At 58.0% G+C, this 26,374-nt stretch carries 28 protein-coding genes and 1 pseudogene; 18 read left to right on the top strand and 11 right to left on the bottom strand.

The features are described from left to right. Window positions 1-8: 8 nt before the first annotated feature. Window positions 9-1,145: a bifunctional diaminohydroxyphosphoribosylaminopyrimidine deaminase/5-amino-6-(5-phosphoribosylamino)uracil reductase RibD gene (gene ribD / locus AC19YY_RS22885; RefSeq protein WP_500604923.1), complete on the bottom strand. Its 1,137-nt coding sequence runs from the start codon at window positions 1,143-1,145 to the stop codon at window positions 9-11. Continuing rightward, on the bottom strand, window positions 1,142-1,606 hold the full coding sequence (gene nrdR / locus AC19YY_RS22880) for a transcriptional regulator NrdR (protein ID WP_057439031.1): 465 nt from the start codon (window positions 1,604-1,606) through the stop codon (window positions 1,142-1,144). The genes ribD and nrdR overlap by 4 nt, the downstream gene beginning before the upstream one ends. A 139-nt stretch (window positions 1,607-1,745) precedes the next feature. On the opposite strand from nrdR, the gene AC19YY_RS22875 reads away from it, so the two are divergent. From AC19YY_RS22875 to trxA, 3 genes are all read left to right on the top strand, one after another. Beyond that, window positions 1,746-2,201, top strand: a complete 456-nt coding sequence (locus AC19YY_RS22875; protein WP_169951333.1) for a YbaY family lipoprotein — start codon at window positions 1,746-1,748, stop codon at window positions 2,199-2,201. Next, on the top strand, window positions 2,198-2,854 hold the full coding sequence (locus tag AC19YY_RS22870) for a class I SAM-dependent methyltransferase (protein WP_170041645.1): 657 nt from the start codon (window positions 2,198-2,200) through the stop codon (window positions 2,852-2,854). Before AC19YY_RS22875 ends, AC19YY_RS22870 begins: the two co-directional genes overlap by 4 nt. Window positions 2,855-2,965: 111 nt before the next feature. Continuing rightward, window positions 2,966-3,838, top strand: coding sequence for a thioredoxin (gene trxA / locus AC19YY_RS22865; RefSeq protein ID WP_169951337.1), 873 nt, complete (start codon window positions 2,966-2,968; stop codon window positions 3,836-3,838). Here the strand turns inward: trxA and AC19YY_RS22860 are convergent. After that, window positions 3,835-4,182: a hypothetical protein gene (locus AC19YY_RS22860; protein ID WP_500604922.1), complete on the bottom strand. Its 348-nt coding sequence runs from the start codon at window positions 4,180-4,182 to the stop codon at window positions 3,835-3,837. The genes trxA and AC19YY_RS22860 overlap by 4 nt on opposite strands. A gap of 135 nt (window positions 4,183-4,317) precedes the next feature. Here AC19YY_RS22860 and AC19YY_RS22855 point away from each other — a divergent pair, with 135 nt between their 5' ends. From AC19YY_RS22855 to AC19YY_RS22835, 5 genes are all read left to right on the top strand, one after another. Next, window positions 4,318-4,911: a DUF2796 domain-containing protein gene (locus tag AC19YY_RS22855; RefSeq protein WP_500604921.1), complete on the top strand. Its 594-nt coding sequence runs from the start codon at window positions 4,318-4,320 to the stop codon at window positions 4,909-4,911. Window positions 4,912-5,046: 135 nt separating this feature from the next. Continuing rightward, the gene (locus tag AC19YY_RS22850) at window positions 5,047-5,757 is read left to right on the top strand and encodes an ABC transporter ATP-binding protein (RefSeq protein ID WP_169951343.1); all 711 of its coding nucleotides are present in this window, start codon (window positions 5,047-5,049) and stop codon (window positions 5,755-5,757) included. 1 nt (window position 5,758) lies between these two features. Then, complete coding sequence (locus AC19YY_RS22845) at window positions 5,759-7,024, top strand: ABC transporter permease (RefSeq protein ID WP_500604920.1); 1,266 nt, start codon at window positions 5,759-5,761, stop codon at window positions 7,022-7,024. An 11-nt stretch (window positions 7,025-7,035) separates the two neighbouring features. Further along, a complete protein-coding gene (locus AC19YY_RS22840; RefSeq protein ID WP_169951347.1) occupies window positions 7,036-7,554 on the top strand; it encodes a DUF3299 domain-containing protein in 519 nt (172 codons plus the stop codon). A 230-nt stretch (window positions 7,555-7,784) separates the two neighbouring features. Next, on the top strand, window positions 7,785-8,483 hold the full coding sequence (locus AC19YY_RS22835) for an OmpW/AlkL family protein (protein ID WP_029299417.1): 699 nt from the start codon (window positions 7,785-7,787) through the stop codon (window positions 8,481-8,483). 165 nt (window positions 8,484-8,648) lie between these two features. Here the strand turns inward: AC19YY_RS22835 and AC19YY_RS22830 are convergent, their stop codons facing one another. Beyond that, window positions 8,649-9,533, bottom strand: coding sequence for a sugar nucleotide-binding protein (locus AC19YY_RS22830; protein ID WP_169951349.1), 885 nt, complete (start codon window positions 9,531-9,533; stop codon window positions 8,649-8,651). Between the two features lie 304 nt (window positions 9,534-9,837). Between AC19YY_RS22830 and AC19YY_RS22825 the strand changes: the two genes are divergently transcribed. From AC19YY_RS22825 to AC19YY_RS22815, 3 genes are read left to right on the top strand one after another with little or no spacing between them, the layout of a single operon-like run. Continuing rightward, complete coding sequence (locus AC19YY_RS22825; RefSeq protein ID WP_170058488.1) at window positions 9,838-10,617, top strand: endonuclease/exonuclease/phosphatase family protein; 780 nt, start codon at window positions 9,838-9,840, stop codon at window positions 10,615-10,617. Continuing rightward, window positions 10,614-11,858, top strand: coding sequence for a cardiolipin synthase ClsB (gene clsB / locus AC19YY_RS22820; protein ID WP_170058489.1), 1,245 nt, complete (start codon window positions 10,614-10,616; stop codon window positions 11,856-11,858). Before AC19YY_RS22825 ends, clsB begins: the two co-directional genes overlap by 4 nt. Continuing rightward, complete coding sequence (locus tag AC19YY_RS22815) at window positions 11,855-12,823, top strand: lysylphosphatidylglycerol synthase domain-containing protein (protein ID WP_169951357.1); 969 nt, start codon at window positions 11,855-11,857, stop codon at window positions 12,821-12,823. The genes clsB and AC19YY_RS22815 overlap by 4 nt, the downstream gene beginning before the upstream one ends. Window positions 12,824-12,829: 6 nt before the next feature. Here AC19YY_RS22815 and AC19YY_RS22810 read toward each other — a convergent pair whose 3' ends face one another. The 3 genes from AC19YY_RS22810 to AC19YY_RS22800 form a co-directional block, all read right to left on the bottom strand. Continuing rightward, window positions 12,830-13,585: an alpha/beta hydrolase family protein gene (locus tag AC19YY_RS22810; RefSeq protein ID WP_169951359.1), complete on the bottom strand. Its 756-nt coding sequence runs from the start codon at window positions 13,583-13,585 to the stop codon at window positions 12,830-12,832. After that, window positions 13,575-14,684 carry a DUF3182 family protein gene (locus AC19YY_RS22805; protein ID WP_500604919.1) on the bottom strand — a complete coding sequence of 370 codons (1,110 nt, stop codon included), beginning with the start codon at window positions 14,682-14,684 and terminating at the stop codon, window positions 13,575-13,577. Before AC19YY_RS22805 ends, AC19YY_RS22810 begins: the two co-directional genes overlap by 11 nt. Before the next feature lie 248 nt (window positions 14,685-14,932). Next, on the bottom strand, window positions 14,933-15,916 hold the full coding sequence (locus AC19YY_RS22800) for a GlxA family transcriptional regulator (protein ID WP_500604918.1): 984 nt from the start codon (window positions 15,914-15,916) through the stop codon (window positions 14,933-14,935). A gap of 96 nt (window positions 15,917-16,012) precedes the next feature. Between AC19YY_RS22800 and AC19YY_RS22795 the strand changes: the two genes are divergently transcribed. After that, window positions 16,013-16,570 carry a cysteine hydrolase family protein gene (locus AC19YY_RS22795; protein ID WP_500604917.1) on the top strand — a complete coding sequence of 186 codons (558 nt, stop codon included), beginning with the start codon at window positions 16,013-16,015 and terminating at the stop codon, window positions 16,568-16,570. Here AC19YY_RS22795 and tam read toward each other — a convergent pair. Both tam and AC19YY_RS22785 read right to left on the bottom strand, forming a co-directional pair. Next, entirely contained in the window at window positions 16,560-17,321 is a 762-nt protein-coding gene (gene tam / locus AC19YY_RS22790; RefSeq protein WP_170041634.1) for a trans-aconitate 2-methyltransferase, read from the bottom strand. The two genes, AC19YY_RS22795 and tam, sit on opposite strands and share 11 nt — an antisense overlap. Window positions 17,322-17,486: 165 nt before the next feature. Continuing rightward, window positions 17,487-18,002, bottom strand: coding sequence for a single-stranded DNA-binding protein (locus AC19YY_RS22785; RefSeq protein WP_017849542.1), 516 nt, complete (start codon window positions 18,000-18,002; stop codon window positions 17,487-17,489). Between the two features lie 285 nt (window positions 18,003-18,287). Between AC19YY_RS22785 and AC19YY_RS22780 the strand changes: the two genes are divergently transcribed. From AC19YY_RS22780 to AC19YY_RS22760, 5 genes and pseudogenes are all read left to right on the top strand, one after another. Continuing rightward, window positions 18,288-19,094, top strand: a complete 807-nt coding sequence (locus AC19YY_RS22780; RefSeq protein ID WP_099456567.1) for a TnsA endonuclease N-terminal domain-containing protein — start codon at window positions 18,288-18,290, stop codon at window positions 19,092-19,094. 1 nt (window position 19,095) lies between these two features. After that, entirely contained in the window at window positions 19,096-21,222 is a 2,127-nt protein-coding gene (locus AC19YY_RS22775; RefSeq protein WP_099456566.1) for a TnsB C-terminal domain-containing protein, read from the top strand. Beyond that, entirely contained in the window at window positions 21,200-22,591 is a 1,392-nt protein-coding gene (locus AC19YY_RS22770) for an ATP-binding protein (RefSeq protein WP_167496686.1), read from the top strand. Before AC19YY_RS22775 ends, AC19YY_RS22770 begins: the two co-directional genes overlap by 23 nt. Then, window positions 22,588-24,516 (top strand): TniQ family protein, encoded by a 1,929-nt coding sequence (locus AC19YY_RS22765; protein WP_500604916.1) that lies wholly within the window; start codon window positions 22,588-22,590, stop codon window positions 24,514-24,516. Before AC19YY_RS22770 ends, AC19YY_RS22765 begins: the two co-directional genes overlap by 4 nt. An 86-nt stretch (window positions 24,517-24,602) precedes the next feature. Continuing rightward, window positions 24,603-24,893, top strand: a pseudogene (locus tag AC19YY_RS22760) (type 2 periplasmic-binding domain-containing protein); the annotation flags it as partial. 188 nt (window positions 24,894-25,081) lie between these two features. Here the strand turns inward: AC19YY_RS22760 and AC19YY_RS22755 are convergent. Further along, entirely contained in the window at window positions 25,082-25,519 is a 438-nt protein-coding gene (locus AC19YY_RS22755) for a PLP-dependent aminotransferase family protein (RefSeq protein ID WP_255032559.1), read from the bottom strand. A gap of 173 nt (window positions 25,520-25,692) precedes the next feature. Here AC19YY_RS22755 and AC19YY_RS22750 point away from each other — a divergent pair, with 173 nt between their 5' ends. Further along, complete coding sequence (locus tag AC19YY_RS22750; RefSeq protein WP_033902856.1) at window positions 25,693-26,025, top strand: DUF2790 domain-containing protein; 333 nt, start codon at window positions 25,693-25,695, stop codon at window positions 26,023-26,025. Window positions 26,026-26,119: 94 nt separating this feature from the next. On the opposite strand, the gene AC19YY_RS22745 is transcribed toward AC19YY_RS22750, so the two are convergent. Beyond that, a partial coding sequence (locus tag AC19YY_RS22745; RefSeq protein ID WP_500604915.1) for a hypothetical protein occupies window positions 26,120-26,374 on the bottom strand: 255 nt, incomplete at its 5' end.

The following is a 26,374-nucleotide window of genomic DNA, read 5'->3' as shown; positions in this document are numbered from 1 at the left end:
GGTCGGAATTATACGCTCGCTGCTGGCACAGGTATGGCAGTGACTCGCCAGTCGTCGCCTACAGCGCGCATTTCAGTGATCTTGAGTTGGGGGGCGTCGGCCAGTTTCTCAAGCGGCCAGTCGAGCAAAGGCCGGGCGGCGGAGCCCAGGAACTTGCCAGCGATGAAAATCACATACTCGTCCACCAGGCCCTGCTGGGCAAACGCGCCCGCCAGGCTTGGGCCGGCTTCCACCAGCACCTCGTTGACGCCACGGGCCGCCAGCGCCACCAGCGCCGAGCGCAGGTCGACCTGGCCGTCGACACCCGGCACCACCAGGCATTCCGGGCCACGGGGGAACTGGTTCTCCGGGGTCACGCAGGTGATGACCAGGGCCGGCCCGGCCTTGAAGAACGGCGCATTGAGCGGCACCCGCAGGCGACCGTCGATCAGCACGCGCAGCGGTGGGCGCGACATGGCCAGGGCCGTGGTTTCGGCATCCAGGCCCAGTTCGGCGGCACGCACGGTCAGGCGCGCACCATCGGCCAGCACGGTATCGGCACCGGTCAGCACCACACTGGCCTGGGCACGCAGGCGCTGCACGGCGGCGCGGGCGGCGGGGCCGGTGATCCATTGGCTCTCGCCACTGGCCATCGCGGTGCGGCCGTCCAGGCTCATCGCCAGCTTGACCCGCACAAACGGCAGGCCATGCTCCATGCGTTTGAGGAACCCAGGGTTCAGGGCACGCGCCTGGCTTTCCAGCACGCCGCTGAGCACCTCGATACCGGCCTGGGCCAGGCGCTGCATGCCACGCCCGGCCACTTCCGGGTTCGGGTCCTGCATACCCGCGACCACCCGTGCCACGCCAGCGCTCACCAGCGCTTCGGCGCAGGGCGGCGTATGACCATAATGGCTGCACGGTTCAAGCGTCACGTACACCGTGGCACCGCGGGCTTTGTCGCCAGCGGCGCGCAAGGCGTTGGGCTCGGCATGGGGCTCGCCGGTGCGCTCGTGCCAGCCTTCGCCGACAATCTGCCCATCGCGCACAATCACGCAGCCGACCCGAGGGTTGGGATGGGTGGTGTACAGGCCCTTGCGCGCCAATTCGAGGGCGCGGGCCATGTAATGGGCGTCGAGCACAGCCTGTTCTGCAGAAGGAGGGTTCATTCTTTGACCGGCTCACGGGCCAGGCGGTCGATCTCTTCGCGGAACTCGTTGAGGTCCTGGAAGCGTCGATACACCGAGGCGAAACGAATGTAGGCAACTTCGTCGAGCTTTTGCAGCTCGCCCATCACCAGCTCTCCCACCACCAGGCTCTTGACCTCGCGCTCGCCGGTCGCGCGCAGCTTGTGCTTGATATGCGCCAGCGCCGCCTCCAGCCGCTCGACACTCACCGGGCGTTTTTCCAGGGCGCGCTGCATACCGGCGCGCAATTTGTCTTCGTCAAAGGGCTGGCGGCTGCCGTCGGACTTGATCAGGCGTGGCAGTACCAGTTCGGCGGTTTCGAAGGTGGTGAAACGTTCACCGCAGGCCAGGCATTCGCGCCGGCGACGTACTTGATCGCCCTCGGCGACCAGACGCGAGTCAATGACCTTGGTGTCGTTGGCACCGCAGAAGGGACAGTGCATGGTGGCAGGCAACAAAAAAAGGGAGGGCCATGGTAGCGCATCCCCGTGGCAAGACAAGCCATAGCCTTTACGGTATATAGGCTGACTATTATGTTTCTTATGTTTAGTTCACGGATTTTTGCCCTTTTTGGAGCCGTACATGCCGTTACGACCGCTGGTTTTACTCACAATGTTCAGTTTCCTGGTCGCGTGCAGCAGCGAAGCGCCAAAACCAGCGGCCCCGCAACCGACGCCGCAACAAGAGAAAAAAATCCCCGGCCAGGAACCGCTCGGGCCATTGCCGGCCTACCAGCGTGAAGTGAGCGGCACCCTCAACGGCGTACCGGCCGGCGCCGAAGTGGAACTGGCACTGCTGGTGATCGACGACCGCAGCCGCCCGCAACAACTGCTGGCCAGCAGCGTGCTGATCGGCAACAACAAACCGCTGGCCTTTCGCCTGCGCTTCAACCCGCAAGCGTTCCCCGCCGGTGCCCGCGTTGAGCTGCGAGGGCGTGCCAGCCAGTCCGGGCAGTTGATCCTGCACCTGCCGGCGGTGCGCATCCAACAGCCGATCACCCAGACCACCGGGCCGCTGCAACTCGTTCGCGCACCATGACGCCACCGCTGCACCTGCAACGGGCCTTGAGCGAACTGATCGGCGACGCGCAACTGGTGCCCTGCCCGTTACCGGGCACCGACCTGTCGTTGTGGCTGCTGGACGCCGACAACATGGACCGCGCCTTCAGCCCCGAAGAAACCCGGCGCATCCTCCATGAGCCGCCCTACTGGAGCTTCTGCTGGGCCAGTGGCCTGGCACTGGCCCGCTACCTGGCCGCCAACCCCGAGTGGGTGGCGGGCAAGCGCGTCCTGGATTTTGGCGCCGGCTCCGGGGTGGCAGGGATTGCCGCCGTGAAAGCCGGCGCCCTGGAAGTGGTGGCTTGCGACCTCGACCCACTGGCACTGGGCGCCTGCCGTGCGAATGCGCAACTCAATGGCGTAACGCTGGGTTATTCGGCGGATTTTTTTGCCGAAGCCGATCGTTTCGACCTGATCCTGGTGGCCGACGTGCTGTACGACCGGGCGAACCTGCCGCTGCTGGATCAATTCCTCACACGCGGACGGCAAGCATTGGTCGCCGATTCGCGGGTACGCGATTTCCAACATCCCGATTACCAACGGCTGGGGATCCTCGAGGCGCTGACGCTGCCGGACCTGGCGGAGCCTTGGGAGTTTCGTAAAGTGAGTCTGTACCATTCGCGCAGGTCTTGAGGCCATCGCCGGCAAGCCGGCGCCTACAAAGCCTGTTTGACCTGCCCACGCTTTCAGCCAACCCCACCAAGCCTTATAGTTGCCCCATTCCCGCTTTCTTCGAGATACCCCATGAGTGAGCCCACGCCCTACATTTTCGATGTCACCACCGCCACCTTCGACCAGGCTGTCATCGAAAACTCGTTCCACAAACCCGTGCTGGTGGATTTCTGGGCCGAATGGTGTGCGCCGTGCAAGGCGTTGATGCCGTTGCTGGCGCAGATTGCCGAGAGTTATCAGGGCGAGTTGCTGCTGGCCAAGGTCGATTGCGAAGCCGAGCAGGATATTGTCGCGCGTTTTGGTATCCGCAGCCTGCCGACCGTGGTGCTGTTCAAGGACGGCCAGCCGGTGGATGGGTTTGCCGGGGCCAAGCCCGAGTCTGAGATTCGCGCACTGCTGGAGCCCCATGTGCAGATGCCGCCACCGGCTGAGGCGGATCCGCTGGAACAGGCCCAGGCGCTGTTTGCCGAAGGCCGGATCAGTGAGGCCGAGGCGGTGCTGGTGGCCTTGCTCGGTGAAGACAACACCAACGCCGCCGCGTTGATCCTTTACGCCCGCTGCCTGGCCGAGCGTGGCGAACTGGGCGAAGCGCAGGCCGTGCTCGATGCAGTCAAGAGCGACGCGCACAAGGCGGCCCTCGCCGGCGCCAAGGCGCAGATCACTTTCCTGCGCCAGGCGGCCGACCTGCCGGACACCGCTGACCTCAAGGCGCGCCTGGCGCAGAACCCGCAAGACGATGAAGCGGCGTATCAACTGGCCGTGCAGCAATTGGCCCGCCAGCAATACGACGCGGCGCTGGAAGGCTTGCTGAAGTTGTTTATCCGCAACCGCAGCTACAACGAAGGCCTGCCGCACAAGACGCTGCTGCAAGTGTTCGAGTTGCTGGGCAACGACCACCCGCTGGTCACGGTGTATCGCCGCAAGTTGTTTGCCGCGCTGTACTAATCCGCGATCCAACTGTACTGCGGCGTATCCCCGCCGCTGGACACCTTCACCTTGGCGCTATGGCGCAAGCGCACCAGCAGGCGCTTGCCGGCCTGGGCGCTGCCGGCCAGCGCTTCGAGGCGATCCGACAACTCCAACCCGCTGAGTTGCCCGGCCTCGCGCAGCAGGTCCTGGGCGGCCTGCCACAGATTTTCATCCTGATTGACCGGCGCAGCGGCGGGCACTGCCTCCGGCGCCGGCGTGGCCGTCTGCAGGTGCACGCCCAGCCGCGCCCAATCGCTTTCGTCCAGCTCCAGGGTCAAGTCCACGGGCAGCTCGCCGATGGTTCCACGAATTCGCATCATTGCTCGTCCTCCAGCACTTTTCTGACGAGCATGCTCCCACGCGTCTTGCGCAACGCCAAGCAGAGGGTCAAACTCTCGGCACTTTTGTTATAAGATCACATAACAAAATCTTCATTCACGCCCTGGAGTCTCCCTATGCGCCGCCTGTTGCTCGCTTTGCCGTTTGCCCTGTTGCCACTGGCTGCCCAGGCCGCCGACGAACATAACCACGATCATGACCATGAACATGGCAGCCTGGACGCCCACGAACACGGCGTTGGCCGCCTGAATGCGGTGCTGGACGGCAAGGCGCTGGAACTGGAGCTGGAAAGCCCGGCGATGAACTTGGTGGGTTTCGAACACCTGGCCACCACCGACGCCGACAAAGCCAAGGTCGCTGCCGCCCGCAAGCAGTTGGAACAACCGCTGGTGCTGTTCAGCCTGCCCAAGGCTGCCGGTTGCGTGGTCAGCACCCAGGAGCTGGAAAGCCCGCTGTTTGGCGACAAGCCAGAAGACGATCATGACCACGCCACCGATGGCAAAGGCGCGGCCGCCCATGACCACGATCACAGTGAAATCCACGCTCACTACCAGTTCACCTGCGCCAACCCCACAGCGCTGAAAAATCTCGACCTGGCGAACATCTTCAAGACCTTCCCCGCCACCCAGAAAATTCAGGTACAACTGATCGGCCCAAGCGGCCAGCAGGGTGTTGAAGCAACGGCGGCTGCCGCGACCCTGAAATTCTGACCCCACACGGTTGATGTAGGAGCTGGCTTGCCTGCGATGGCATCGACGCGGTGTCACTGATCCACCGCGTCGTCTGCATCGCAGGCAAGCCAACTCCCACAGGTGACCGCGCTCTGCAGGTGATATTGAGTTCCCATGACCCAAGCACTGATCGAACTGTCCGACCTGGGCTTTAACTGGCCCGGTCACCCGCAGTTGCTGGACATCCCGGCGTTTCGCCTGGAGCCGGGGGAAACCCTGTTCCTCAAGGGCCCCAGCGGCAGCGGCAAAACCACCTTGCTCGGCCTGCTGGGCGGGGTGCAGACACCCAGCCGTGGCAGCATCCGCCTGCTGGGCCAGGAGTTGACCGACTTGTCGGCCGGCGCCCGTGATCGGTTTCGGGTCGACCACACCGGCTATATCTTCCAGCAGTTCAACCTGCTGCCGTTTCTCTCGGTCCGCGAGAACGTCGAACTGCCTTGCCACTTCTCCAAGCTGCGCGCGCAGCGGGCGATCCAGCGCCATGGCAGTGTCGACCAGGCCGCCGCGACCCTGCTCGCACACCTGGGTCTCAAGGACCCTGACTTGCTCGGGCGCCGCGCCGATGCGCTGTCGATCGGCCAGCAACAACGGGTGGCCGCCGCCCGGGCATTGATCGGCCAGCCGGAACTGGTGATCGCCGACGAACCGACCTCGGCCCTGGACCACGACGCCCGGGAAGCCTTCCTTCAACTGTTGTTCGCCGAATGCCGCGAGGCGGGCGCCAGCCTGTTGTTCGTCAGCCATGACCAGAGCCTGGCTTCGCTGTTCGACCGCAACCTGTCGCTGGCCGAGCTCAATCGCGCCGCCACGCCGCTCGAGGTTTGAGATGTATTTGTTCCGTCTAGCCATGGCCAGCCTGGCAAACCGCCGCTTTACCGCGATCCTCACCGCCTTCGCCATCGCCCTGTCGGTGTGCCTGTTGTTGGCGGTAGAGCGCGTGCGTACCGAGGCCCGCGCCAGCTTTGCCAGCACCATCAGCGGCACCGACCTGATCGTCGGCGCCCGTTCCGGCTCGGTCAACCTGCTGTTGTACTCGGTATTTCGCATTGGCAACGCCACCAACAACATCCGCTGGGACAGCTTCGAGCACTTTGCCGTCAGCCCGCAGGTGAAATGGGCAATCCCCATGTCCCTCGGCGACTCCCATCGCGGCTACCGGGTGATGGGCACCACTCAGGCCTACTTCGAGCATTACCAGTACGGCCGCAAGCAAAACCTGCAATTGGCCAGTGGCCGCGCGTTTGATACCGACCCGTTTGAAGTGGTGCTCGGCGCCGAAGTGGCCGACGCCCTGCACTACACGCTCGGAGACAAGCTGGTGCTGGCCCACGGCGTGGCGGTGGTCAGCCTGGTCAAGCACGATGACAAGCCGTTCACCGTGGTCGGTATCCTGCAACGCACCGGCACCCCGGTGGACCGCACGCTGCACATCAGCCTCGGCGGCATGGAGGCGATCCACATCGACTGGCACAACGGCGTGCCGGCCCAGGGCAAGGGCCGGATCAGTGCCGACCAGGCGCGTAACATGGACCTCACGCCGCAAGCCATCACCGCGTTTATGCTGGGGCTGAACAACAAGATTTCGACCTTTGCCCTGCAACGGCAGATCAACGAATTCCGTGGCGAACCGATGCTGGCGATCCTCCCCGGCGTGGCCCTGCAAGAGCTGTGGAGCATGATGGGCACCGCCGAAAAAGCGCTGTTCGTGATCTCGCTGTTTGTCGTGCTGACCGGGTTGATCGGCATGCTCACCGCAATCCTCACCAGCCTCAACGAGCGCCGCCGGGAAATGGCAATCCTGCGCTCAGTGGGCGCACGGCCGTGGCACATTGCGAGCCTGCTGGTTTTCGAGGCGTTCGCCCTGGCACTGGCCGGAGTGGTCGCGGGGGTCGGCCTGCTGTATGTGTGCATCGCCGCGTCCCGTGGCTATTTGCAGGCCAATTACGGCCTGGACCTGCCGCTGGCGCTGCCCAGCCCGTATGAATGGACGCTGCTCGCCGGTATCCTGGCCGCTGCCCTGCTGATGGGCAGCGTGCCGGCCTGGCGCGCCTATCGCCAATCGTTGGCCGATGGTCTGTCGATCCGTTTATGAGGAAGGCTTTGATGCGCCGTGCCCTGCTTGCGCTGTTATTGATGGCGGCCCTGCCCGCCTGGGCCGAGGCGCCCCGGGACTTGTCGTGGCAAGAAATGATTCCGCCGGATGCGCCGGTGGAAGTGCCGAATATGACGCCGCTGCACGACCTGTCGAACATGGCCGACGCCCTGTCGGCGGAAGCCGCGCCAGCGGCCAGGCAGGACTTGCCCAACGCGCCGGTGGTGGCGACCCTCAACGGCCAGCATATCCGCCTGCCGGGTTATATCGTGCCGCTGGAAGTCAGCGAGGCAGGCCGCACCACCGAGTTCCTGCTGGTGCCGTACTTCGGCGCCTGCATCCATGTGCCGCCACCGCCGTCGAACCAGATCGTGCATGTGCGCAGCGAGATCGGCGTGAAGCTGGAAGAGCTGTACCAGCCGTACTGGATCGAAGGCCAGATGCAGGTCAAGCCGTCCACCAGCGAATTGGCAGATGCTGGCTATCAGATGGAGGCCGAGAAGATCTACATCTATGAGTTGCCGGAATAGCACCACCAATCAAATGTGGGGCTTGTCGGGTCGCCGCATCGCCGCGATGGCGGTGGGTCAGCGACAAATGCAGCGACTGACAGTCTGCAATCGCGGGCAAGCCCGCGCCCAAACTGTTGATTGGCGGCGGACTTGGCTGATCACCGTTTCATTGAGCTGAGTCAAAAGCCCCGCCGCAGCGATCTTTACCATTGGACACAGCCAACTAAAAACGTCCTTTGGAGCCACCCATGCACAAGTCACTGCTCAGCGCTTCCCTCTTCGCGCTTGCACTCGCCGCCCCTCTCGCCCATGCCCACGAAGCTGGCGACATCCTCGTTCGCGCCGGTGCCATCACCGTTAACCCAAAGGCCGACAGCGGCAGCGTCAAGGTTGACCAGGGTCCATTGGCCGGCACCAACCTGGGCGGCAAGGCGACCATGAGCAGCGACACGCAACTGGGCCTCAACTTCGCCTACATGCTGACCAACCACGTCGGTATCGAGCTGCTGGCGGCCACGCCGTTCGAGCATGATGTGAAGATCAAGAACACCGCCCTCGGCGCCGCCAACGGCAAGCTTGGTACCCTCAAGCACCTGCCGCCAACCCTGAGCGTCGTGTACTACCCGCTGGACAGCAAGTCGGCGTTCCAGCCCTACGTCGGTGCCGGTATCAACTACACCTGGATCTATGACGAACACGTCGGCAGCCGCGCCCAGGGCGAAGGCTTCAGCAACTTCAAGGCCGAGAACTCCTGGGGCTGGGCCGCGCAGATCGGTGCGGACTACATGATCAACGACAAGTGGATGATCAACGGCCAGGTGCGCTACATCGACATCAGCACCAAAGCCACCGTGGACAACAACGCCCTGGCGGCGGGTACTCGTGCCAAGGTCAATGTGGACGTGGATCCAATGGTCTACATGGTGGGTATCGGCTACAAGTTCTAAGCACGACTTAACAAACGCCACACAACAATGTGGGAGCGGGCTTGTGTGGGAGCTGGCTGCCTGCGATAGCATCGCCTCGGTGTCTTTGATAGACCGAGGTGTCTGCATCGCAGGCAAGCCAGCTCCCACACATGCCTGCTCCCACATTTTTTTGCGTTCTGTCAGCTAGTGATGCCGGTAGAAGCGGTCCAGCAACGCCGGCAGCCCCGCACGCCACGCCCGTGGCTTGATGCCGAATGTATGCAGGATCTTCTTGCAGGCCAGCACTGCGTGTTGCGGTTCGTCGGCGGCATCTGGCCGCGCGGCGTGGGCCTGGGCTGTCGGTGCTTCGACCGCCAGCGCATGGAAGTTACGCGCTTCGGTGAGGATCGCCTGGCCAAGGGCCACAGGGGTGGTCGCCTCTTGCCCCGCGTAATGGTAGGTGCCCCACAGCGGCGCCGCACAATCGAGCTGCTTGAGCACCGAGATAATCACCCGTGCCGCATCGTCTACCGGCGTCGGGTTGCCCCGTCGATCATCGGCCAACAACAACTCCTCGGGTTTCTCGGCACGCGCCAGGAAACGCCCGAGCGCGCCGTCGACACTGTCATCGAGCAACCAGCCAAAGCGCAGTAGCACATGTTGCGGGCAGGTCGCGCGTACGCTTTGCTCAATGCGCCATAACGCCTGGCCGCGCAGGCCCAGGGGCACGGGTTCGTCTTTTTCGCTGTAGGCGGTGGCGCGCGAGCCATCGAACACCCGATAGCTGGACGGTTGCAGCAGGGTGATGTTGTGGTGCTGGCACAGTTCCGCCAGGCGCTCGACAGCAGATTCCTGCCCGGCCAGGCGCGCCTCGTTCACGCTTTCGGCCTGGAACCAGTCGAAATAGTAGGCGAGATTGATCAAGGCATCGGGACGGGTGTCGTCGAGCAATTGGGTAAGGCTGGCGGCATCCCAGCCGTCTTGTGGCGGGCGCGGGGCGAGGAAACCGATATCTTCCTCTGCACCGAGGCGAATCAGCGCCTGCCCGAGGGCATTCCCGCCGCCCAGTAACATAAGGCGCATTCGCATAGATTGAGCAGGCCCGGTCTGTTTGGAACGATGGCTATTATCGACAGGCGTTGATGCCGTGCCGTTAGTATTTGCCAGAATCGTTGCATTTTGCGGGTTTGTAGCGCAACCGTCACTTACTAAGTGGCGTTGAGTGGCGCTGCTTCCTCTTCAATCTGTGGCACGCGCTGCGCGATTGACGGCACAAGGCTCAGGCGCCTTCAGAGGGAGTGCCGTTGGTAGGATCGTCGAAACTTTCGCGCCAGCACCACAGTCAGCCGTTAACGAACGGAGGCCACTGCCCCGCCAACCCACGGGAGCCACCATGGCTGTGATTCCAGAATGGGTGCCTGTCACGCCCAGCGCTGCCATCACCCGCTTCAAGGTGCTGACGGTCAATACCCACAAGGGCTTCACTGCCCTCAATCGACGCTTCATCCTGCCGGAGTTGCGCGAGGCGGTGCGCGGTGTGGCGGCCGACGTGGTGTTCCTGCAGGAGGTGCACGGCACCCATGAGCACCATCCCCGGCGCTACAGCAACTGGCCGAGCATGCCCCAGTATGAGTTTCTCGCCGACAGCATCTGGCCGCAGTTCGCCTACGGGCGCAACGCGGTGTATCCCCATGGTGACCATGGCAATGCGCTGCTGTCGAAATTCCAGATCATCCGCTATGACAACCTCGACATCTCCCAGAGCGGCCACGAAAGCCGCGGGCTGTTGCATTGCATCCTGCGCCTGCCCGGCACCGGCCAGGAGGTACATGCCATTTGCGTGCACCTGGGTTTGCGCGAGGTGCACCGCCAACAACAGCTGAAATTACTGGCCCGGCGGGTTGCCGAGATTCCCGGCGAAGCGCCGCTGATTGTCGCCGGTGACTTCAATGACTGGCGCCAGCAGGCCGACCTGAGCCGCAGCGGCCTTAAGGAAGTGTTCGTGCAGGCCCACAGCAAGCCGGCGCGTACGTTCCCGGCGCGCCTGCCACTGCTGGCGCTGGACCGCATTTATGTGCGCAACCTCAAGGCCCATCAGCCGCAAGTGCTGACGGCGCGCCCCTGGTCGCACCTGTCGGATCACGCGCCGCTGTCGGTGGAGATTGAGTTATGAACAGCGCCGTGGAACACATCGCCACCGACCAGCCACCGGGTGACGCCAGGGCCAGGGACCTGGACTACGGCTGGCAGGCCGGTAACCAGGTGCAATTGCTGGAAAACGGCGAGGCGTACTTCCCCAAGGTGTTCGAGGCCCTGCGCCTGGCCCGCCAGGAAATCCTCCTGGAGACCTTTATTCTGTTCGAAGACAAGGTCGGCCATGAACTGCACGGGATTCTGATCGAAGCCGCGCAGCGTGGGGTGAAGGTGGTGGTCAGCCTCGATGGCTTTGGCTGCGGCGAACTGAGCCCCGGGTTTCTCGGCGAGTTGGCCCAGGCCGGGGTCACGGTGCAGATGTTCGACCCGGCGCCCAAGACCCTGGGGGTTCGCACCAACTGGTTTCGCCGCCTGCATCGCAAGATCGTGGTGGTAGACGCGGCAGTGGGGTTTATCGGCGGGATCAATTTTTCCGCCGACCATCTGGCGGACTTCGGCCCCGAGGCCAAGCAGGATTATGCGGTGCAGGTGATCGGGCCGGCGGTGGCGGACCTGCATCACTTTGCCCTCGCGCAAAGCGGCCGCCCGGTGCGCATGCGGCGCGGTTGGCGGCGCCGGCAACAACCTGCCTGGGCTGCGGAGGAAGGTGACGGCCTGGTGCGCCTGATCTACCGCGATAACCTGCAACACCGCTCGGATATCGAAGAAGCCTACCTGCACGCCCTGCGCCACGCCCGCCAGCGCGTGGTGATCGCCAATGCCTACTTCTTTCCCGGTTATCGCCTGCTGCGCGAATTGCGCAATGCCGCGCGGCGCGGCGTGCAGGTGCAGTTGATCATGCAGGGCCAGCCGGACGTGCTGCTGGCCAAGCTGGCGGCGCGCATGCTCTACGACTATCTGCTCAAGGAAGGCGTGGTGATCCACGAGTATTGCCAGCGCCCACTGCACGGCAAGGTGGCCCTGGTGGATGAGCAATGGAGCACCGTGGGTTCGAGCAACCTCGACCCGTTGAGCCTGTCGCTGAACCTGGAAGCCAACGTGCTGATTCGTGACCGAGGGTTCAATCAACTGTTGTTCGAGCGCCTGCAAGACCTGAGCCGCAACCACTGCAAGACCATGCCGGAAAACCGCAGCCCCCGCGGCTGGTTATGGCGGGTGACCGTGGGGTTTGTGGTGTTCCATGTGCTGCGCCATTTCCCGGCCTGGACCGGCTGGCTGCCCGCGCATAAACCGCGTTTGAAACCCTTTGTGCATCCATGAGCCAAGCCCGCGCGGATGATGCCCGCCCCCATGCGTTCAAACGCTGGAAGAAGCCGCTGACCGTCGCGTTCTTTGTGCTGCTGATTGTGCTGTTTACCCTGCTCGCGCGGCGTATCGACTGGAGCGAAGTGTTCGACACCCTCGGCGACTTCAAGCTGCGCACCCTGTGGATCGCAGCCGGGCTGACCCTGTGCAGTTTCCTCGTGTATGCGTGCTTTGACCTGATTGGCCGAACCTACATCCGCCAGCCCTTGCGCTGGAAACAGATCCTGCCGGTGGGCATCATCAGCTATGCGTTCAACCTCAACCTCAGCGCCTGGGTCGGCGGGATTGCCATGCGCTATCGGCTGTATTCGCGGCTGGGGGTGAGCAACGGCAACATCGCGAAAATCCTTGGCTTGAGCCTGGCCACCAATTGGTTTGGCTATATGGCCCTGGCCGGCGTGGTGTTCAGCAGCGGCCTGGTGACCATGCCGCCGGGCTGGAAGCTCAGTAGTGGCGCGTTGCAAGGTGTCGGGGTGTTGCTGGTATTGGCAAGCCTCGGCTATCTGGCTGCCTGTCAGTTCTCGAAGAAGCGCGCCTGGTCGATTCGCGGGATCGAGATCAACCTGCCGTCGCTACGCATGGCGTGCCTGCAGCTGGCGCTCGGCGCGCTGAACTGGTCGCTGATGGCAGCGGTGATTTTCACCTTGTTGCCGGCGAAGCTGGACTACCCGCTGGTGCTGGGGGTGTTGCTGATCAGTGCGATTGCCGGCGTGGTCACGCACATTCCGGCCGGCCTTGGCGTGCTGGAGGCGGTGTTTATCGCGCTGCTGCAACATGAGGCCTCACGGGGCAGCTTGCTCGCCGGTTTGATTGCCTACCGGGCGATCTATTTTATCTTGCCGCTGCTGATCGCCCTGGTGATGTACCTCGCGGTGGAGGCGAAGGCCAAGGCCTTGCGGGTGAAAAAAACACCGGCGTGAAACGCATCATTGGGATTGGATGATGCTCAACCGCTCGCCCACCACCATCTCGGTGATCCAGTCCACCAGGATCGAGGTGTAGGCCTGCTGGGATACCGGGTCGCTCAATGAATGATCGCCACCGTCGATGATCCGGTGCGTCAGCGAATGGGTCTGCTGGCACGCAGCCCGGTAGCTCATGATGGTGGCGTGGGGCACATGGTCATCCGTTTGTGATTCGACAATCAGCACATCCCCGGTAAATGCGGCGCAGGCGTGCAGCGCGCGATTGGTCTCGGCCTGCACCAGGGTGCTGCGGTAATCCATCAGGTCGGCTTTATCCAGGTCGCGCTTGGGGGTGTGCCATTGCTGGTCGCGATACAGCGCCGGCACCCGCAGTGCGAGCCAGCGCACCGGGCGCAATGAGGTGAGGATCGCCGCCAGGTAGCCACCATAACTGGTGCCCACCACCGCCACCGCCGAGGTATCGATGGCCGGGTGCGCCAGCAGTCGATCATAGGCCGCCAGCAAGTCCCGCAGGTTGTCGTCCCGGGTGACCCGCGACAAGGGAATGCCGTTGCCAGCATGCCCGCGCAGGTCAAAGGTCAGGCACACACAGCCAAGGCCGGCGATGCCCTTGGCCCGTTCCAGGTCACGCTCCTGGCTACCGCCCCAGCCATGCACAAACAACACCCCTGGCACTTTTGACTTGGGACTGAGGAAGGTGGCGCTCATCTGTTCGTCGTCGATATCAATGGTGATGGTTTCGCTTCTAGCCGTCATAGGATTTGACCGTTACGTACTTGAGAAGAAAGTCGCTGTTTTCTGCCGGGCCGCGGTAGATCTCGATGGCATTGGCGGGCAAGGACTGCTCGATATAGGTCTCTACGGACGAGACGCGAATCGCACGCAGGCCGGGGTCGTTGATAAAACTCTGCAATGCCGCCACCTCCGCGCTGCTGGCACCGCCCATGCGCCAGGATTGCTCGAGCACCCCGCTGCGGCGCTGGCCTTGGCTGTCCAGGCCCTGGGCGATGTCGTAATTGCGCCGCGAGGCATAGAAACCAGGATAGGCCTCATCGGCGGCGTTATCGAAGACGTGTGCCTGCTCAATGGCCAGGCGCACGTCCTCGTTGAGCGCCAGGGCCAGCAATGCTTCGTAATAACCCGGCACCACCAGCAGGTCGGAGCCGCCGTAGACCGCCTCGCCCTGCCCGTCCTGGGTCAGGTACTGCTCGCCGCAGTAACTGAATACATGCCCGCCGATAAAGCTCTGGCCGACACTGTGGGTCACTACGTCCTGCAGGTCTTGCTCCAGCACCACGCCTTGGTCGAACAGCTGCGCTGCATCGGCACGGGCGAGGATTGCATGCAATTGCTCGAGGTTGTCGACCACCTCCTGACCACGACCGGCGCAAGCATGTACCGGCTTCAGGCGAATCGGCCCGAGCGCCAGCAACTGGATGGCGGCAGCGCGGGCATCTTCCACGCCAAACACACTCCAGCCGTCGAGCACCACGGCGCGCACCCGCTCGGCAAACAGCGGCGACCAACCCTCGGGCGCCAGGGCAGCCGTGTCGTGCAAGCCATGGGTGATGGCCTTGGTGCAGATGAAATCGTGGTCCACATAACCGCCCCACAAATCCTCCGGCCCCTTCACCCCCAGGCTGAGTGCCTGGGCCGGCCCGACCAGGGTCTGGGTAGGCAGCAGGTACAGATCGGTATGGGCATGCAGCTCGGCGCTGTAGCTGCCGCCGTAGTCGAGCCCGAGGATCTGCGCCAGCCAGCGAGCGAGGGCGCGGTTGCTTTCCACTTCATGGAGTGGGGCATCGGGCCGGACCGAGTGCGCCACCACGATCTTTTTGCGGTTGGTCGGGGTCATGCGTCCCCCTTGTGCAAGGCTTGCGGGTGTGTATCGCAAAGGTTGCAGGGATCAGGCCAAGGCGCGACTCAGGCAAAGGGTTGGTGGATCAAGCGGTTAGGGGAAGAGCAGTGGCATTTGGCCTGCTTCATTTTGCACGAAGGGCGATGGAGCGGCCGGCGTTCTGCACGATCCAGGGCGCGCAGGCGATCAAAAATGTGGCGGCGGGCTTGCTCGCGCCCACACTGGTGGGGTGGCGTGTCCGGCAATCAAGCAGGGGCCTTCACGCCAAATCGGTTGCGGTAATCGCTGGGCGCAAGGCCGGTGATTTTCTTGAAGATCGCGCGAAAGGCGCTCGGGTCTTGATAACCCACGGTCCAGGCAATCTGATCAATGGTGGTATTGGTGAACTCCAGCATCTGCCGCGCCTTGCCGACCCGCAGGTGCTGGCAGTATTGGGTGGGTTTCAAGCCGGTGGCATTGCGAAAACGGCGCAGGAAGGTGCGCTCTTCCAGGCCGGCCGCCTGGGCCATCGCCGCAAGCGAGACATCCACCGCACCACTGGCCTGCAACGCGTGCTGGACCTTGAGGATCGCTCCGTCACCATGGCTGAGGATCGGTGCAAAATTGCTGCCGCACTGGCTGGCGCTGTCGCTGTGCTCAATCACCAGAAAGCACGCGGTGTCGGCGGCGATGCTGGGGCCCATGAGACGGTCGACCAGGCGCAGGCCCAGTTCGGACCAGGCCATCAGCCCGGCGGTGGTGATCAAGTCGCCGTCGTCCACTATGGGTTTGTCGGCCTCCAGGCGCACCGCAGGAAACCGGCTGGCGAAGGTGTTGGCCGAAGACCAGTGGGTGGTGGCGCTGCGCCCATCGAGCAAACCACTGCGCGCCAGCATGATCGAACCGATGCACACGCCTCCCAGCACGGTGCCGGCCGCATGCTGCTCGCGCAGCCAGTGCAGCAGCGCGGGCGGCGCCTGCTCTTCGCAAAACTCGCCAATCGACGGCGGCACCAGCACGGCCATCAGGGGTTGATCGGGGCCGGGCAGGCTGTCGAAACCTCGAACAGGGGTACCATCGTCATTGACCTGCCAGTGGCTGACACGTAACAAGGGCAACTGCTGGCTCTGATGCTCGGCGGCAATGCGATTGGCGACGCCAAACAAGTCGGTCAAGCCATGTACTGCGGCCATCTGCGCACCGCGATAAATCAGCACGCCGAGCTCGACGATCGAGCGTTCCAGAGCCATTGTCAGTTTTCCCCCTGTTATTGTCGGTACGGCCAATCCCCGTGCCACGCGTCAGTCACGATACTGGGCGCATCAACCCATCACGAGAACATACACATGGCCAAGCAAGCACTTATCCTAATCGATATCCAGAACGACTACTTCCCCCAGGGCAAGTGGCCATTGACCGGCGTGGAAGCGGCGGCCGACAGGGCGCAACAGGTGCTCCAGGCATTTCGCCAGGCCGGCGACGCGGTGATCCACGTGCGCCATGAGTTCACCTCCGAGGATGCGCCCTTCTTCACCCCAGGCTCCGAAGGCGCACATATACATGCCAAGGTGCAGAACGAAAACGACGAGCCGGTGGTGCTCAAGCATTTTGTAAATGCGTTTCGCCAAACCAACCTGCGCGAGGTACTGGAACAACGCAGCATCACCGACCTGGTGGTGGTCGGCAGCATGAGCCACATGTGCATTGACGCAGTGGTTCGGGCAGCAGCGGACTACGGCTACAACGTGACGGTGATCCATGACGCCTGTGCCACGCGCGACCTGGAATTCAATGGCAAGACCATTGCCGCCGCCCAGGTACATGATGCCTACATGGCATCGCTGGCATTTGCCTATGCCAGCGTGGTGTCGGCGGAGGAGTTCCTGAAGACTGTCAGCGCGTAGCGATAATGAACAGCCGTGGAAACGGTAGCAACACTGTGCCATCGGCCAGGGCCGGGTAAGCCTCGCGGATGCGCGCCAGGTAGGCGTCGAGGAAGGCGCCTTTCGCGGCCTCATCCAGCGGCGCCAGGAATGGCCGCAAGCCCGTGCCCTTGAACCATTCCACCACCGCCTCATGACCGGTGAGCGGGTGGTAATAGGTGGTGTGCCATACATCCACGGTGCTGCAATGTTTGCTCAACAACTCGTAGTAGTAACTCGCCGGATGACGCGCTTCATGTTTGACCGCGCCGATCTTGCCCGCCCAAGGGCCTTGCGCTGCCACCTCACGGGCCAGGCGGTGAGCCGGCTCGTTGAGGTTATCCGGGGTTTGCACCGCCAGCGTCCCGCCCGCTGTCAATTGCGCCACCAGGTGTGGATAAAGGCTGGCGTGGTCCGGCACCCATTGCAGTGAGGCGTTGGCGAGGATCACATCGAACTGTTGCGCAGGCTTCCAGGCGCCGATATCGGCCAATTCAAAGTTAAGTGCCGGCAACCGCTCGCGGGCACTAACCAGCATGTCCTGCGAGCTGTCCAAGCCGGTAATCGTCGCCTGGGGGAAACGCCCGGCCAACACCTCGGTGGAATTGCCCGGGCCACAACCCAGGTCGACCGCCGTTCGCACATCGCCCGCGGGGATGGCGGCGACCAGGTCTTGGACGGGACGGGTGCGCTGTTGTTCAAACATCGAATACTGTTTGGCAGACCAGGTCATCGGGGCTTCCTTCTTGGGTAAGGGAATGCGCTACAGCCTAAGTCTTGTGGCGCCCAGGGACAAATGCCAGGGCTCTGGACTTTTCCCACTCAAAAACAAGAAACCCCCGAGGCAAATGCCAGCGGGGGTTCCTGGTGTTACTGGATAGTCCGTGCCGATGTGGCCTTAGAACGGAATATCATCATCAAAGCTATCGAAGTCAGCCGCTGGCTGCGGTGCCGCCTGCTGTGGCGCTGGACGCGACTCACGCTGTGGCTGCTGGCTTGGCTGCGGACGGGACTGCTGTGGACGCGGCGCCGAGTTGGACATGCCACCCTGGCCCTGTTGGTCGCCCTGTGGACGGCCGCCCAGCAGTTGCATGGTGCCTTGCATGTCGACCACGATTTCAGTGGTGTAACGCTTGATGCCGTCTTTTTCCCACTCGCGGGTCTGCAGTTTGCCTTCGATGTAGACCTGCGAACCCTTGCGCAGGTATTCACCGGCGATCTCTGCGACCTTGCCGAACATCGACACACGGTGCCATTCGGTTTTCTCGACCTTCTGGCCAGTCTGCTTGTCAGTCCACTGTTCGCTGGTCGCCAGACTCAGGTTGGTCACGGCGTTACCGTTAGGCAAGTAGCGAACTTCGGGATCCTGGCCGCATGTACCGACCAATATGACTTTGTTAACCCCACGGGCCATAACGTTCTCCTAGGTGTAGAGGGACAAAAGAATTTCTCCCAGGGCCAAAAAATTTGTCTATATTTCTGGAAGGGGCCAAAAGAATTTCCAATATGCGCCGCTTGATGGACGATCTTAGGTAGCAACGTGCCATGGCGTACGCGTCTTCACGATCTCCTAGTTTAACTCACCCGGCTACGGAACGAAGCCTTTATGATCGAACCCAGCTACCACTCTGACTACCGATGATTTCCTAGCTCAATCTCCCTCGCTCAGCGGGCGCGGGATCGCCGATCAGGAGGCGGTATGGCAGGTACGAAATGCAGAGCACCAAATCCAGATTTGGTGGACAGGTGGATAGCAGCCGGTTACGGGCAGGGTGACGGTGCCGGCTATAAGCCGTTCATGTACGTCCGAGACGTTCCTTCCACCGGGACGTCGAGTATGGTCAAAAGCCGGCTGACCGGACGCACGCATCACTATCTATCTCGGCAAGAATTCAAGGTCCATCTTGAAGCCGAGTATTCAAGGTCCACGAGAGACATTCGTGAACAGTACGCACTGCTCCCCTTGGCGGAAACCCAGCAAATAGCGGCAGATCTCGGTGTGCGTCATCCAACATACCCTGCGACAAAAACACCAACAGTGATGACCACTGATCTTTTACTCACACTTGATCGGCCGAATGGGGATCAACTCCTAGCGATCAGCGTGAAGCTGACCAAGGACCTAACGCCTCGTAACCTCGAAAAACTGCTGATAGAAAAGGTTTATTGGAATAATCGGGGCGTTAAGTGGGTTCTTATCACCGAGAAAGAGATTTCAACTCATAGGGTTAATAATCTCTGCTTTTTTGAATTGTCACTTTCGGACGATTGCCGCCTCAGATCACTAATCACGCCGGAAGATTTCAGCCGGCGGTTTGAGGAAAACTGCAGTCGTCAGCTTTCCTTCAACGCAATCATGACAAAATCCATTAGGGAAATGGGCATCGACGTGCATACCGGCCACACCCTCTTAGGCCAAGCTGTCTGGAGACATCAAAGCCGACTTGACATAGAAAGAAATACGTTAAGACACCGAGGGAATGTGCTTTTGAGGGAGGTGGCCTGAAATGTACGAGATACACGACGTGTACGTAGCAACAACGCCATCCCATATGTTCGACTGCCCGGTCAGAGTGTTGGAAACCGTTGAGCTAAAAAAGGTCATACTCATAAAAATCAAGAAGAATAAAGCCACTAAGCCATTCAGCGTTGATTATTCAGAGTGGATTGACCTGCTCGCTTCCGAAAGGTTAGTGAAAGTATCAGACCCGTTAGGCGATCTCCCTTCGATACCTCCCAAACTTCCGCAAGCTGCAGAAAAAAGGCTGAAACAGGTATCTGACATCACTTCCGCGCTTTCTGTCATGCCTGAGTTTCTCACAAATAAAAAAGCAGCCAACTCAAAGATAAAGCAGATTGCTGCGTCGTTAGACCTGACAGAGAAAACTATTAAACTTTGGGTGAGTGACTGGCTTCAAGCAGGTCGTAATACGGTCGCAGTTGTTAGTAAATTCGTTGTGAAAGATGCCAGGGTATTTAACCCGCCTACATCTGGTAAAAAAAGGGGAGCAAAACCAAATCTGTTATCAGCCGACACTGAGGTACCATCGTACGAAGTGGAGCCCCAAATAAAAAAAGCTTATGAAATATATATAGCTCAGCAACGGATGACTTGGAAGGATGCTTTTCATGAAATGCTTTTAACAACCTACAAGCTTCCGCCTGAGGCCATATCCGACGGGACCGACGGATTACTTTTAAACCCTGCGCTTGCTAAAAAACACAAAGTTCCTACATGGCGGCAGTTTAGATATCGTTGCCGAAAACTAAAGAAAGCCAATGACGAATTAGAAGCAGAATCACCTAGAGGATCAAGAGGCAAGGCTAGCGACAATGTGCCTGGCCCAGGCTTTTACGAAATCGACGCGACTCACTTTCAAATCCAGCTTGTTTCAAGGATTACAAAAAGCCTGCTCGTTGGAAGGCCTACAGTCTATCTAATAGTTGATACCTATGATGGGGCCATTGTAGGTTACGCCGTAAGCTTGGAAAACCCTAGTTGGGCCACTGCGGCGCTAGCATTGTACAATTGCTTCAGCGATAAGTCTCTAGTCTTTGAACGACTAGGACTGCCGTACTCCTCAGCAGATTGGCCGTGCCACCATTTGCCAACATTACTGCGGGCAGACCGCGCAGAGTTGATCTCCAACATGGGGCATAACTTTCCTCAATCGGGAATACGTGTAGAAATCACACCTTCTATGACACCGATCGCGAAAGGTACCGTGGAGGGCAAGAACGCCGAACTTAAAAAAAACAGAAGCAGCAGATTCGATTTGCCTGGTAGGTTTTCAAAGAAAAGAGAACGACGGTCGCCCGACGGAAAAAAAACAGCTGCGTTGGATATATTTGAATTTGAAAAGATCCTAGTAGAAATAATCATGGACTTGAATAACACGGCGGTTGATCCCAAAAAAATACCGCCTGATGCTCTAGCCGAAGGTCCGAGGGTAGCAACTCGCATTGGACTACACCGTTGGGCACTATCGAACCGAGCCGGCTTCACCCGAAATATGGGGCCACATTTCATATATGAATATTTACTGACAAATGGTAGTGGCCGAATTTCTCCGCTTGGCATACTGTTCCAAGGAGAGACCTACATTTGTGACCATCTCAGAACATCCGGCCTACTGAGCGCCTCAGTCAATCAGTCTATAAAAGTTAAAATTTCGTACAACCCGCTGCTTGCTAGCGAAATATATTTTTATGATTCGAGTATCAACTCATGGCTACCGGCGCTCAATACAGACCCGGAAATCTATGACATTAGAGCGTCGTTCCCTGAGGCTAAAGAGTTTCGAGCGATCCAGAAGCAATTAGTCAGCCAAGCCGAACTCATCCACTACAGCAAACGCAGGGTTAGTGTACGAGCCGTCAAAGCCGCAGTGCAAAAATCTGTTGTGGAGAAACGCAATTCGCCTAAGGCGGGTCACGGAGTGGATATTCGCCAAAATCGGGCGCAAGAAAGGGCAAATGAGCGCTCTCCGGGATTAAACGGAGGTATACACCCAAACCAGACACCTGAAGCAACTCCACATCCGAACCTGTCCGCTGAAAACATGGATACAGAGCATAACCAAAACGAGATATCCATTTGGGATGAAGTCGATGCAGTCAACATCATTAAATGACATAATATATCAAAAATCTGGCGCAGCGGAAATTGATGACAATCCGTTGATAGCACATTTGAATCTTCCGCCAGATAATGATCGCCAAGCTTTCATAAGACTTGGGTTAAAACCTGAGTACGATACGTTAGACCGTGAGCTTCCCACGTATCTTAGAAGAATAAAAATCAACCGACTCAGGCACTTTTTCGCACCAACACATCCTGTGCATCGAAGAGCGCTTATTGGAATTAGCTCTCAGCTATTTGACGGATATATCCCTCGAAACCCTATGTCAGCCGAGGGGCAGAGGGCACTTTACGGTGGCAAGGCAGACATCACCATCCGCCCAACTATATCGCTTATAGCTGGACATTCTGGAATGGGTAAATCGACCTTACTCGACCGAGTGCTTGAGAGCGCAGGGCAGCAGAGTTATCAACATGCGTTATTTCAAGATCAACCCTTCCCAGAACGGCAAATACTGTGGCTTCGTCGTAATGTACCCGAACACTGTACAGTTAAAACTTTATGCGCATCTTTTGGCGACTATACGGATCGCATTCTTGGCTTAAAGCTGTACCATGGCATTTTTCAGGATGTGCGTGGAGGCGACAGAAACTTCTACCTCTCTGAAATACGAAAAATCATAACCACTCATCATGTTGGGTTGCTAGTCTTAGACGAATTTCAAAACCTTTCACTGATGGGAGTCGGTGCTGCAAAAGTCATAGCATTTCTTGTAAACCTCCGCGATGAACTCGGCATTCCTATCGTGATCGCGGGTACCTATAAAGCCCTTAGGCTGTTAGAGGGTGATCTTAGCATCTCTCGGCGATTGGTAGAGGGTGGGTACTATGACCTGAAACGGCCGCTTTCTGCCGATGATGAAAGTTTTAATCAATTATGTAAGATTGCTTGGAAATACCAATGGACCAAAGAACGATCCGAAATAAGCGACAGAATTATTGACGCTCTTTATGATGTTAGCCAAGGCATAACAGGAATTATGCTCAGCGTATTTGCTAGCGCTCAACTCGCTGCAATCGAAGACGGCTCTGAGAAAATTAATGAAAATACTATAATTGAAACGTACAACTTGCGAATGACCCCGCTTCATCCTGCAGTAAACATCCTGAAGTCCAACAGCCCACGTTTGATAGATAAATTTGACGAGGCACTTTCGAACGCGCTCTCGCCCAATACAGGACTACCTGAAAGCCAGCTACTAACCCAACAGAACACACTAAATCCTATACGAGAGCGCCAACCCTCCAGCCGAGTAGAGAAAGCAAATAGCAAAAGTGAACCGCTTTCAAAGGAAGAGATTAAACAAATGGTGCTGAATGAGAACCCTGACGATCTAAGTAAGATCTTGGAGCGCCCATGAAAGTCCCGGGTTTTCCTATACCAGTGGCGGGCGAATTATACTCTTCAGTTGTGGCACGTTATTTACACCGCACTGCTGGTTATACTAAGCGCAATCTTGGCTTAATCGGACTTGATAGAGCTAGCGCCGCAGCCATAGTGCCCATCGCGGTTGTGGAACTTGCAGGCAGAATGGCTGATGGACACCCTTGGTGTAACAATCCAAGAAGGATTGTTGAGAGCCACACTATAGTTCCACTTTTCCTGCACTCATCAGGCCCAGAGTTTTACGAAAGTAAAATGGAAGAAATAAGTCATGGACTAAATGGAAATCCTTCAGCGACTTTAGGACTAACCAAACGAAAAAAAACAACTGGCCAAAATGGCCGGCACAATTCTAAATTCTGTCCTAGCTGCGTCACTGAAGACATCGAGAACCTGGGATTTTCTGTCCTGTATCGACAACATCAGCCAGCGTTCGTAAAGTATTGCGCACGCCACAGCTGTCCGCTGCATTTCAGCTGTGTAAATTGCAACAGTCGGACTAGGGCAATCATGTGGCGAATGGCCGGACAATGCGATTGCGAAACGCCTATTCATCCTATGGTCGTTGAAGCAACAGATGAAACCTCAAAAAACACTCTATTATGGGTGGCGCTGCAGGTTGATCATCTGCTGAACAGCAGTTCTCTGCATACAGACATAACATCCAAATTACGACAGCTGTTAAAACTGCATGACTTTATAATGCCATCAGGAAAAATTAGAAATAGCGTCCTAATACACGCTTTGGAGAAAGAAATTGGGTCCAGCCTATTATACGAGTTTGGCTTTATTGTCGAATGCTCTCGCAGGGGCTCGGTCCGGCATGATCTTGCTCGTGTTTTTCGTACCAATCATAATGGAACCAATATTATATATAACTTATTTGTTGCAAAGCTGTTTTTCGACGACATACGCGACATCAGCAAAATATGCGACTTACCAAAAGTTATAGCTCTTAACCCATCGAAATCTCTCAGCAAAAAACACTACCCCGACAAGGCGGCAGTTCAAAACGCACTGAGCCAAGCTAAAGGCGCGGTAGTTACGGCGGCAAAAAGCTTAAACATAAATGAAGGCATTTTCCGTACCGCTGCGCGCTATCATCAAATAGCCATACCACTAACTGAAAAGCAGTGTGACCGTATTGGTTGGCACGTGCTAAAAGAGATCAGAGAAGCAATCAAGAATGGTACGGGGCTCAGAGAAGCTTGCAGAGTTTTTGACTTAGGTAAATATACCATATCATTAATTTTTGGCGACCAGCCTCATCTTCTTCTCTGCGGAAAATCGAGCAAGGAAATCTCAAAAACTCAGCACGCCAAGGAAAAGCTTTTGGCACTCGTAGAATCACAACCCGACATCACCCGCACTGAATTGCGCCAGACCCTTTCGTCGTACATGGATACTGTATTGATTAACGACTCATTATGGACAAGCGAGAACATCCCAAAACCTATTAGAAAATATCATGGCCCTACCAATAGAACAGCCTGGGGTGAACGTTTTCAGCAAATTCGACTCGCCATTGAAGCCGAAAAGAAAAAAGAATTTAACAAATCTGAACGACCAGCCCGTCTCACCGCAACACGCTTAAGACAAGACTGCGGAGTAACTCAACCACAATCATTTCCAGAGCCCTACAAATCGGAGATATCACGTATTTTTGCAACAGCAGCTGAGCCTAAGGAAAGCTTTCAGGATCGTTTGATTAAATGGGCGGTAGCAGAATACGCAAAACTACTAGTTCCCGTTTCATCAAACAAACTTCGCCGAATAGCAGGGTTACCCATCCAAGAATTACTGGGCTGTCGCGACTTAGTCATCAAATATGTAAAGATTCATAACTTGAGTTATCACTCAAAGTGCTCGCTATCACCATTTTTCAATCCTAGCCCATTCTAAAACAATGCGATCTGAATCCAGACCGCGAGCAGGTGTAGTGATCATTGCGTGGTGCCGTCGCGACCGCCGAGTACCTCTTCCTACCACATCACAGCGCCATTAGATCGCTGGCTTTGCAAGGCCGCCAGTACAAGGTGATTTACAACAGCTCGAGCTTGGCAGGCCAACTAGCTGCAGTCGAAAGTGGTCTGGCTGTCGCCGTACTGACTCGATGCAGTGTGCCAGATCATCTTGAGATCCTCGGCGCTGAGCATGGCCTAGGCCCACTTGAACCGATGGAGGTTGCCGTCTACCGCAGTCACGCCTCGCTCGGGTCAAAGCCGGTCGACAGCTTGTACAGCCTGCTATTCAAGACGCTAAGGATTTCGGCCACCTAATCTCCAGGAGCCCAAGATGGAGAACATACGTGTTGTGAGGCGCAGGTGCTTAAGACGAGCTTGGACAATGAGGCCAAAGATAGTGGACAGTGCGTCTGTGTTTGTTTCTCTGAGAACTGACCCAGAGCAAAGCTTCACTGCAACGATGCCCATCATATCTTTATCGCAACGCCCCGTCGTGACTCTATTCAAGCCGGGGGAAGGGCCTTCAGTGCACTGCACACAGCTTTGATCACGCAGGTGGCAATCACCGCAAGAGCCCAATCTAGTTGCTCCAACTCAAGCATTGATGGTGCGATTCTAAGCTGTGAATCGGCGAAATCGATTCCGTAGGGAAAACACGATCCTGGACTCGCGAAGATAACGCCTGCCTTTGCCGCCAGCTCGACGACCTTAGTGGCGGTGCCGGGCAGCACCTCCAGGCTGACAAAATAACCACCATTAGGCCTGGTCCAGCGAGCAAACCCATGCCGACCCAGCTTCCATCTGAACACAGCCTCCACGCGATCAAACCTGGGTTTGAGTAGCAGACGATGTTGCTCCATCAACGCCTTCATAGTTGCCAAATCTTTTAGAAACCGCACTTGGCGTAGCTGATTTAATTTGTCAGGTCCAACACTTCGCAACGATGCTGAATTCAACCACCACTGAGCCTACTCTGCCAATAAGTTAAATTTCTAATAGTCGAGCTCACGTGTGCTGTGGAACACCTTACACATATGTAATATTCGCGGCAGCTTTCTGAAAGGCATCACTGGTTATCCTCTAGTCAGAAGTAAGTGAACACTAGGAGAAAATCATGAAATCACTAAAAGTTTTTTTTGCCGTTACCATCTTGACCATGTCTTCTTTGGCCATGGCTGAAGGAGGTGGTGACCGCGTTTATGGTCGAATGATGCAAGAGAACCAGAAGGCGATGGAGCAGTACGCCTTAGAAAACGGAAAGACGACACCTGAAGTTGTTCATTATGAATATGGAATGAACCTCGATGTCCAAAAGGTAATCAGTACCACTCAAGCCAATAAAACCTGTGGCGTAGCCCCTTCGCGCATGACCTATGAAGATTCGGCGGGCAAGCTCAACACCCTGGAATACAAGGTTATGGGTACTAACTGCCCTCACGGAAGCTAGTTAGCGTTGGCCCTAACTGCGCAAGGTTGTTCGGTATTTTTTGAGCCTGCTTACTGTTCGCTGACATAGAAGTAATTTTCAGGTCACGCTGGAGTTATCTATTGTATGAAATTATGTCTGCCGGCACGTAGGATAAATCCTCACGTGCTGGTGGCTTTTTATAATTATAAAAAATTTCATAAAGAAACTCTGCCAAGCTAAAGCCTGGAGTGTTAAATGAACGGCGGCGGCAAAAACTGAGTGCAACACCTGACCTTTCCGGTACGGTGCTGCCCCTATGTCTTATACCGAACTCAGCGTTGAAGAGCGCGCCACCATTCAAATCAGTCATGCCCAAGGCTTCAGCCTG

The organism is Pseudomonas sp. MF09156 (assembly GCF_059862305.1).
This window is presented reverse-complemented; position numbering and strand designations above follow the sequence as displayed.

Excerpts from the sequence above, each read along its gene's own strand:
- AC19YY_RS22775 (WP_099456566.1), top strand. The coding sequence starts at position 19,096 with ATGTACGAGATACACGACGTGTACGTAGCAACAACGCCATCCCATATG.
- AC19YY_RS22795 (WP_500604917.1), top strand. The coding sequence starts at position 16,013 with ATGGCCAAGCAAGCACTTATCCTAATCGATATCCAGAACGACTACTTC.
- tam (WP_170041634.1), bottom strand. The coding sequence starts at position 17,321 with ATGACCTGGTCTGCCAAACAGTATTCGATGTTTGAACAACAGCGCACC.
- AC19YY_RS22875 (WP_169951333.1), top strand. The coding sequence starts at position 1,746 with ATGCCGTTACGACCGCTGGTTTTACTCACAATGTTCAGTTTCCTGGTC.
- AC19YY_RS22860 (WP_500604922.1), bottom strand. The coding sequence starts at position 4,182 with ATGATGCGAATTCGTGGAACCATCGGCGAGCTGCCCGTGGACTTGACC.
- trxA (WP_169951337.1), top strand. The coding sequence starts at position 2,966 with ATGAGTGAGCCCACGCCCTACATTTTCGATGTCACCACCGCCACCTTC.
- AC19YY_RS22840 (WP_169951347.1), top strand. The coding sequence starts at position 7,036 with ATGCGCCGTGCCCTGCTTGCGCTGTTATTGATGGCGGCCCTGCCCGCC.
- AC19YY_RS22780 (WP_099456567.1), top strand. The coding sequence starts at position 18,288 with ATGGCAGGTACGAAATGCAGAGCACCAAATCCAGATTTGGTGGACAGG.
- AC19YY_RS22810 (WP_169951359.1), bottom strand. The coding sequence starts at position 13,585 with ATGACGGCTAGAAGCGAAACCATCACCATTGATATCGACGACGAACAG.
- AC19YY_RS22850 (WP_169951343.1), top strand. The coding sequence starts at position 5,047 with ATGACCCAAGCACTGATCGAACTGTCCGACCTGGGCTTTAACTGGCCC.
- AC19YY_RS22830 (WP_169951349.1), bottom strand. The coding sequence starts at position 9,533 with ATGCGAATGCGCCTTATGTTACTGGGCGGCGGGAATGCCCTCGGGCAG.
- AC19YY_RS22750 (WP_033902856.1), top strand. The coding sequence starts at position 25,693 with ATGAAATCACTAAAAGTTTTTTTTGCCGTTACCATCTTGACCATGTCT.
- AC19YY_RS22835 (WP_029299417.1), top strand. The coding sequence starts at position 7,785 with ATGCACAAGTCACTGCTCAGCGCTTCCCTCTTCGCGCTTGCACTCGCC.
- AC19YY_RS22800 (WP_500604918.1), bottom strand. The coding sequence starts at position 15,916 with ATGGCTCTGGAACGCTCGATCGTCGAGCTCGGCGTGCTGATTTATCGC.
- AC19YY_RS22855 (WP_500604921.1), top strand. The coding sequence starts at position 4,318 with ATGCGCCGCCTGTTGCTCGCTTTGCCGTTTGCCCTGTTGCCACTGGCT.
- AC19YY_RS22845 (WP_500604920.1), top strand. The coding sequence starts at position 5,759 with ATGTATTTGTTCCGTCTAGCCATGGCCAGCCTGGCAAACCGCCGCTTT.
- clsB (WP_170058489.1), top strand. The coding sequence starts at position 10,614 with ATGAACAGCGCCGTGGAACACATCGCCACCGACCAGCCACCGGGTGAC.
- AC19YY_RS22870 (WP_170041645.1), top strand. The coding sequence starts at position 2,198 with ATGACGCCACCGCTGCACCTGCAACGGGCCTTGAGCGAACTGATCGGC.
- nrdR (WP_057439031.1), bottom strand. The coding sequence starts at position 1,606 with ATGCACTGTCCCTTCTGCGGTGCCAACGACACCAAGGTCATTGACTCG.
- AC19YY_RS22825 (WP_170058488.1), top strand. The coding sequence starts at position 9,838 with ATGGCTGTGATTCCAGAATGGGTGCCTGTCACGCCCAGCGCTGCCATC.
- AC19YY_RS22765 (WP_500604916.1), top strand. The coding sequence starts at position 22,588 with ATGAAAGTCCCGGGTTTTCCTATACCAGTGGCGGGCGAATTATACTCT.
- AC19YY_RS22815 (WP_169951357.1), top strand. The coding sequence starts at position 11,855 with ATGAGCCAAGCCCGCGCGGATGATGCCCGCCCCCATGCGTTCAAACGC.
- AC19YY_RS22805 (WP_500604919.1), bottom strand. The coding sequence starts at position 14,684 with ATGACCCCGACCAACCGCAAAAAGATCGTGGTGGCGCACTCGGTCCGG.
- AC19YY_RS22770 (WP_167496686.1), top strand. The coding sequence starts at position 21,200 with ATGCAGTCAACATCATTAAATGACATAATATATCAAAAATCTGGCGCA.
- ribD (WP_500604923.1), bottom strand. The coding sequence starts at position 1,145 with ATGAACCCTCCTTCTGCAGAACAGGCTGTGCTCGACGCCCATTACATG.
- AC19YY_RS22785 (WP_017849542.1), bottom strand. The coding sequence starts at position 18,002 with ATGGCCCGTGGGGTTAACAAAGTCATATTGGTCGGTACATGCGGCCAG.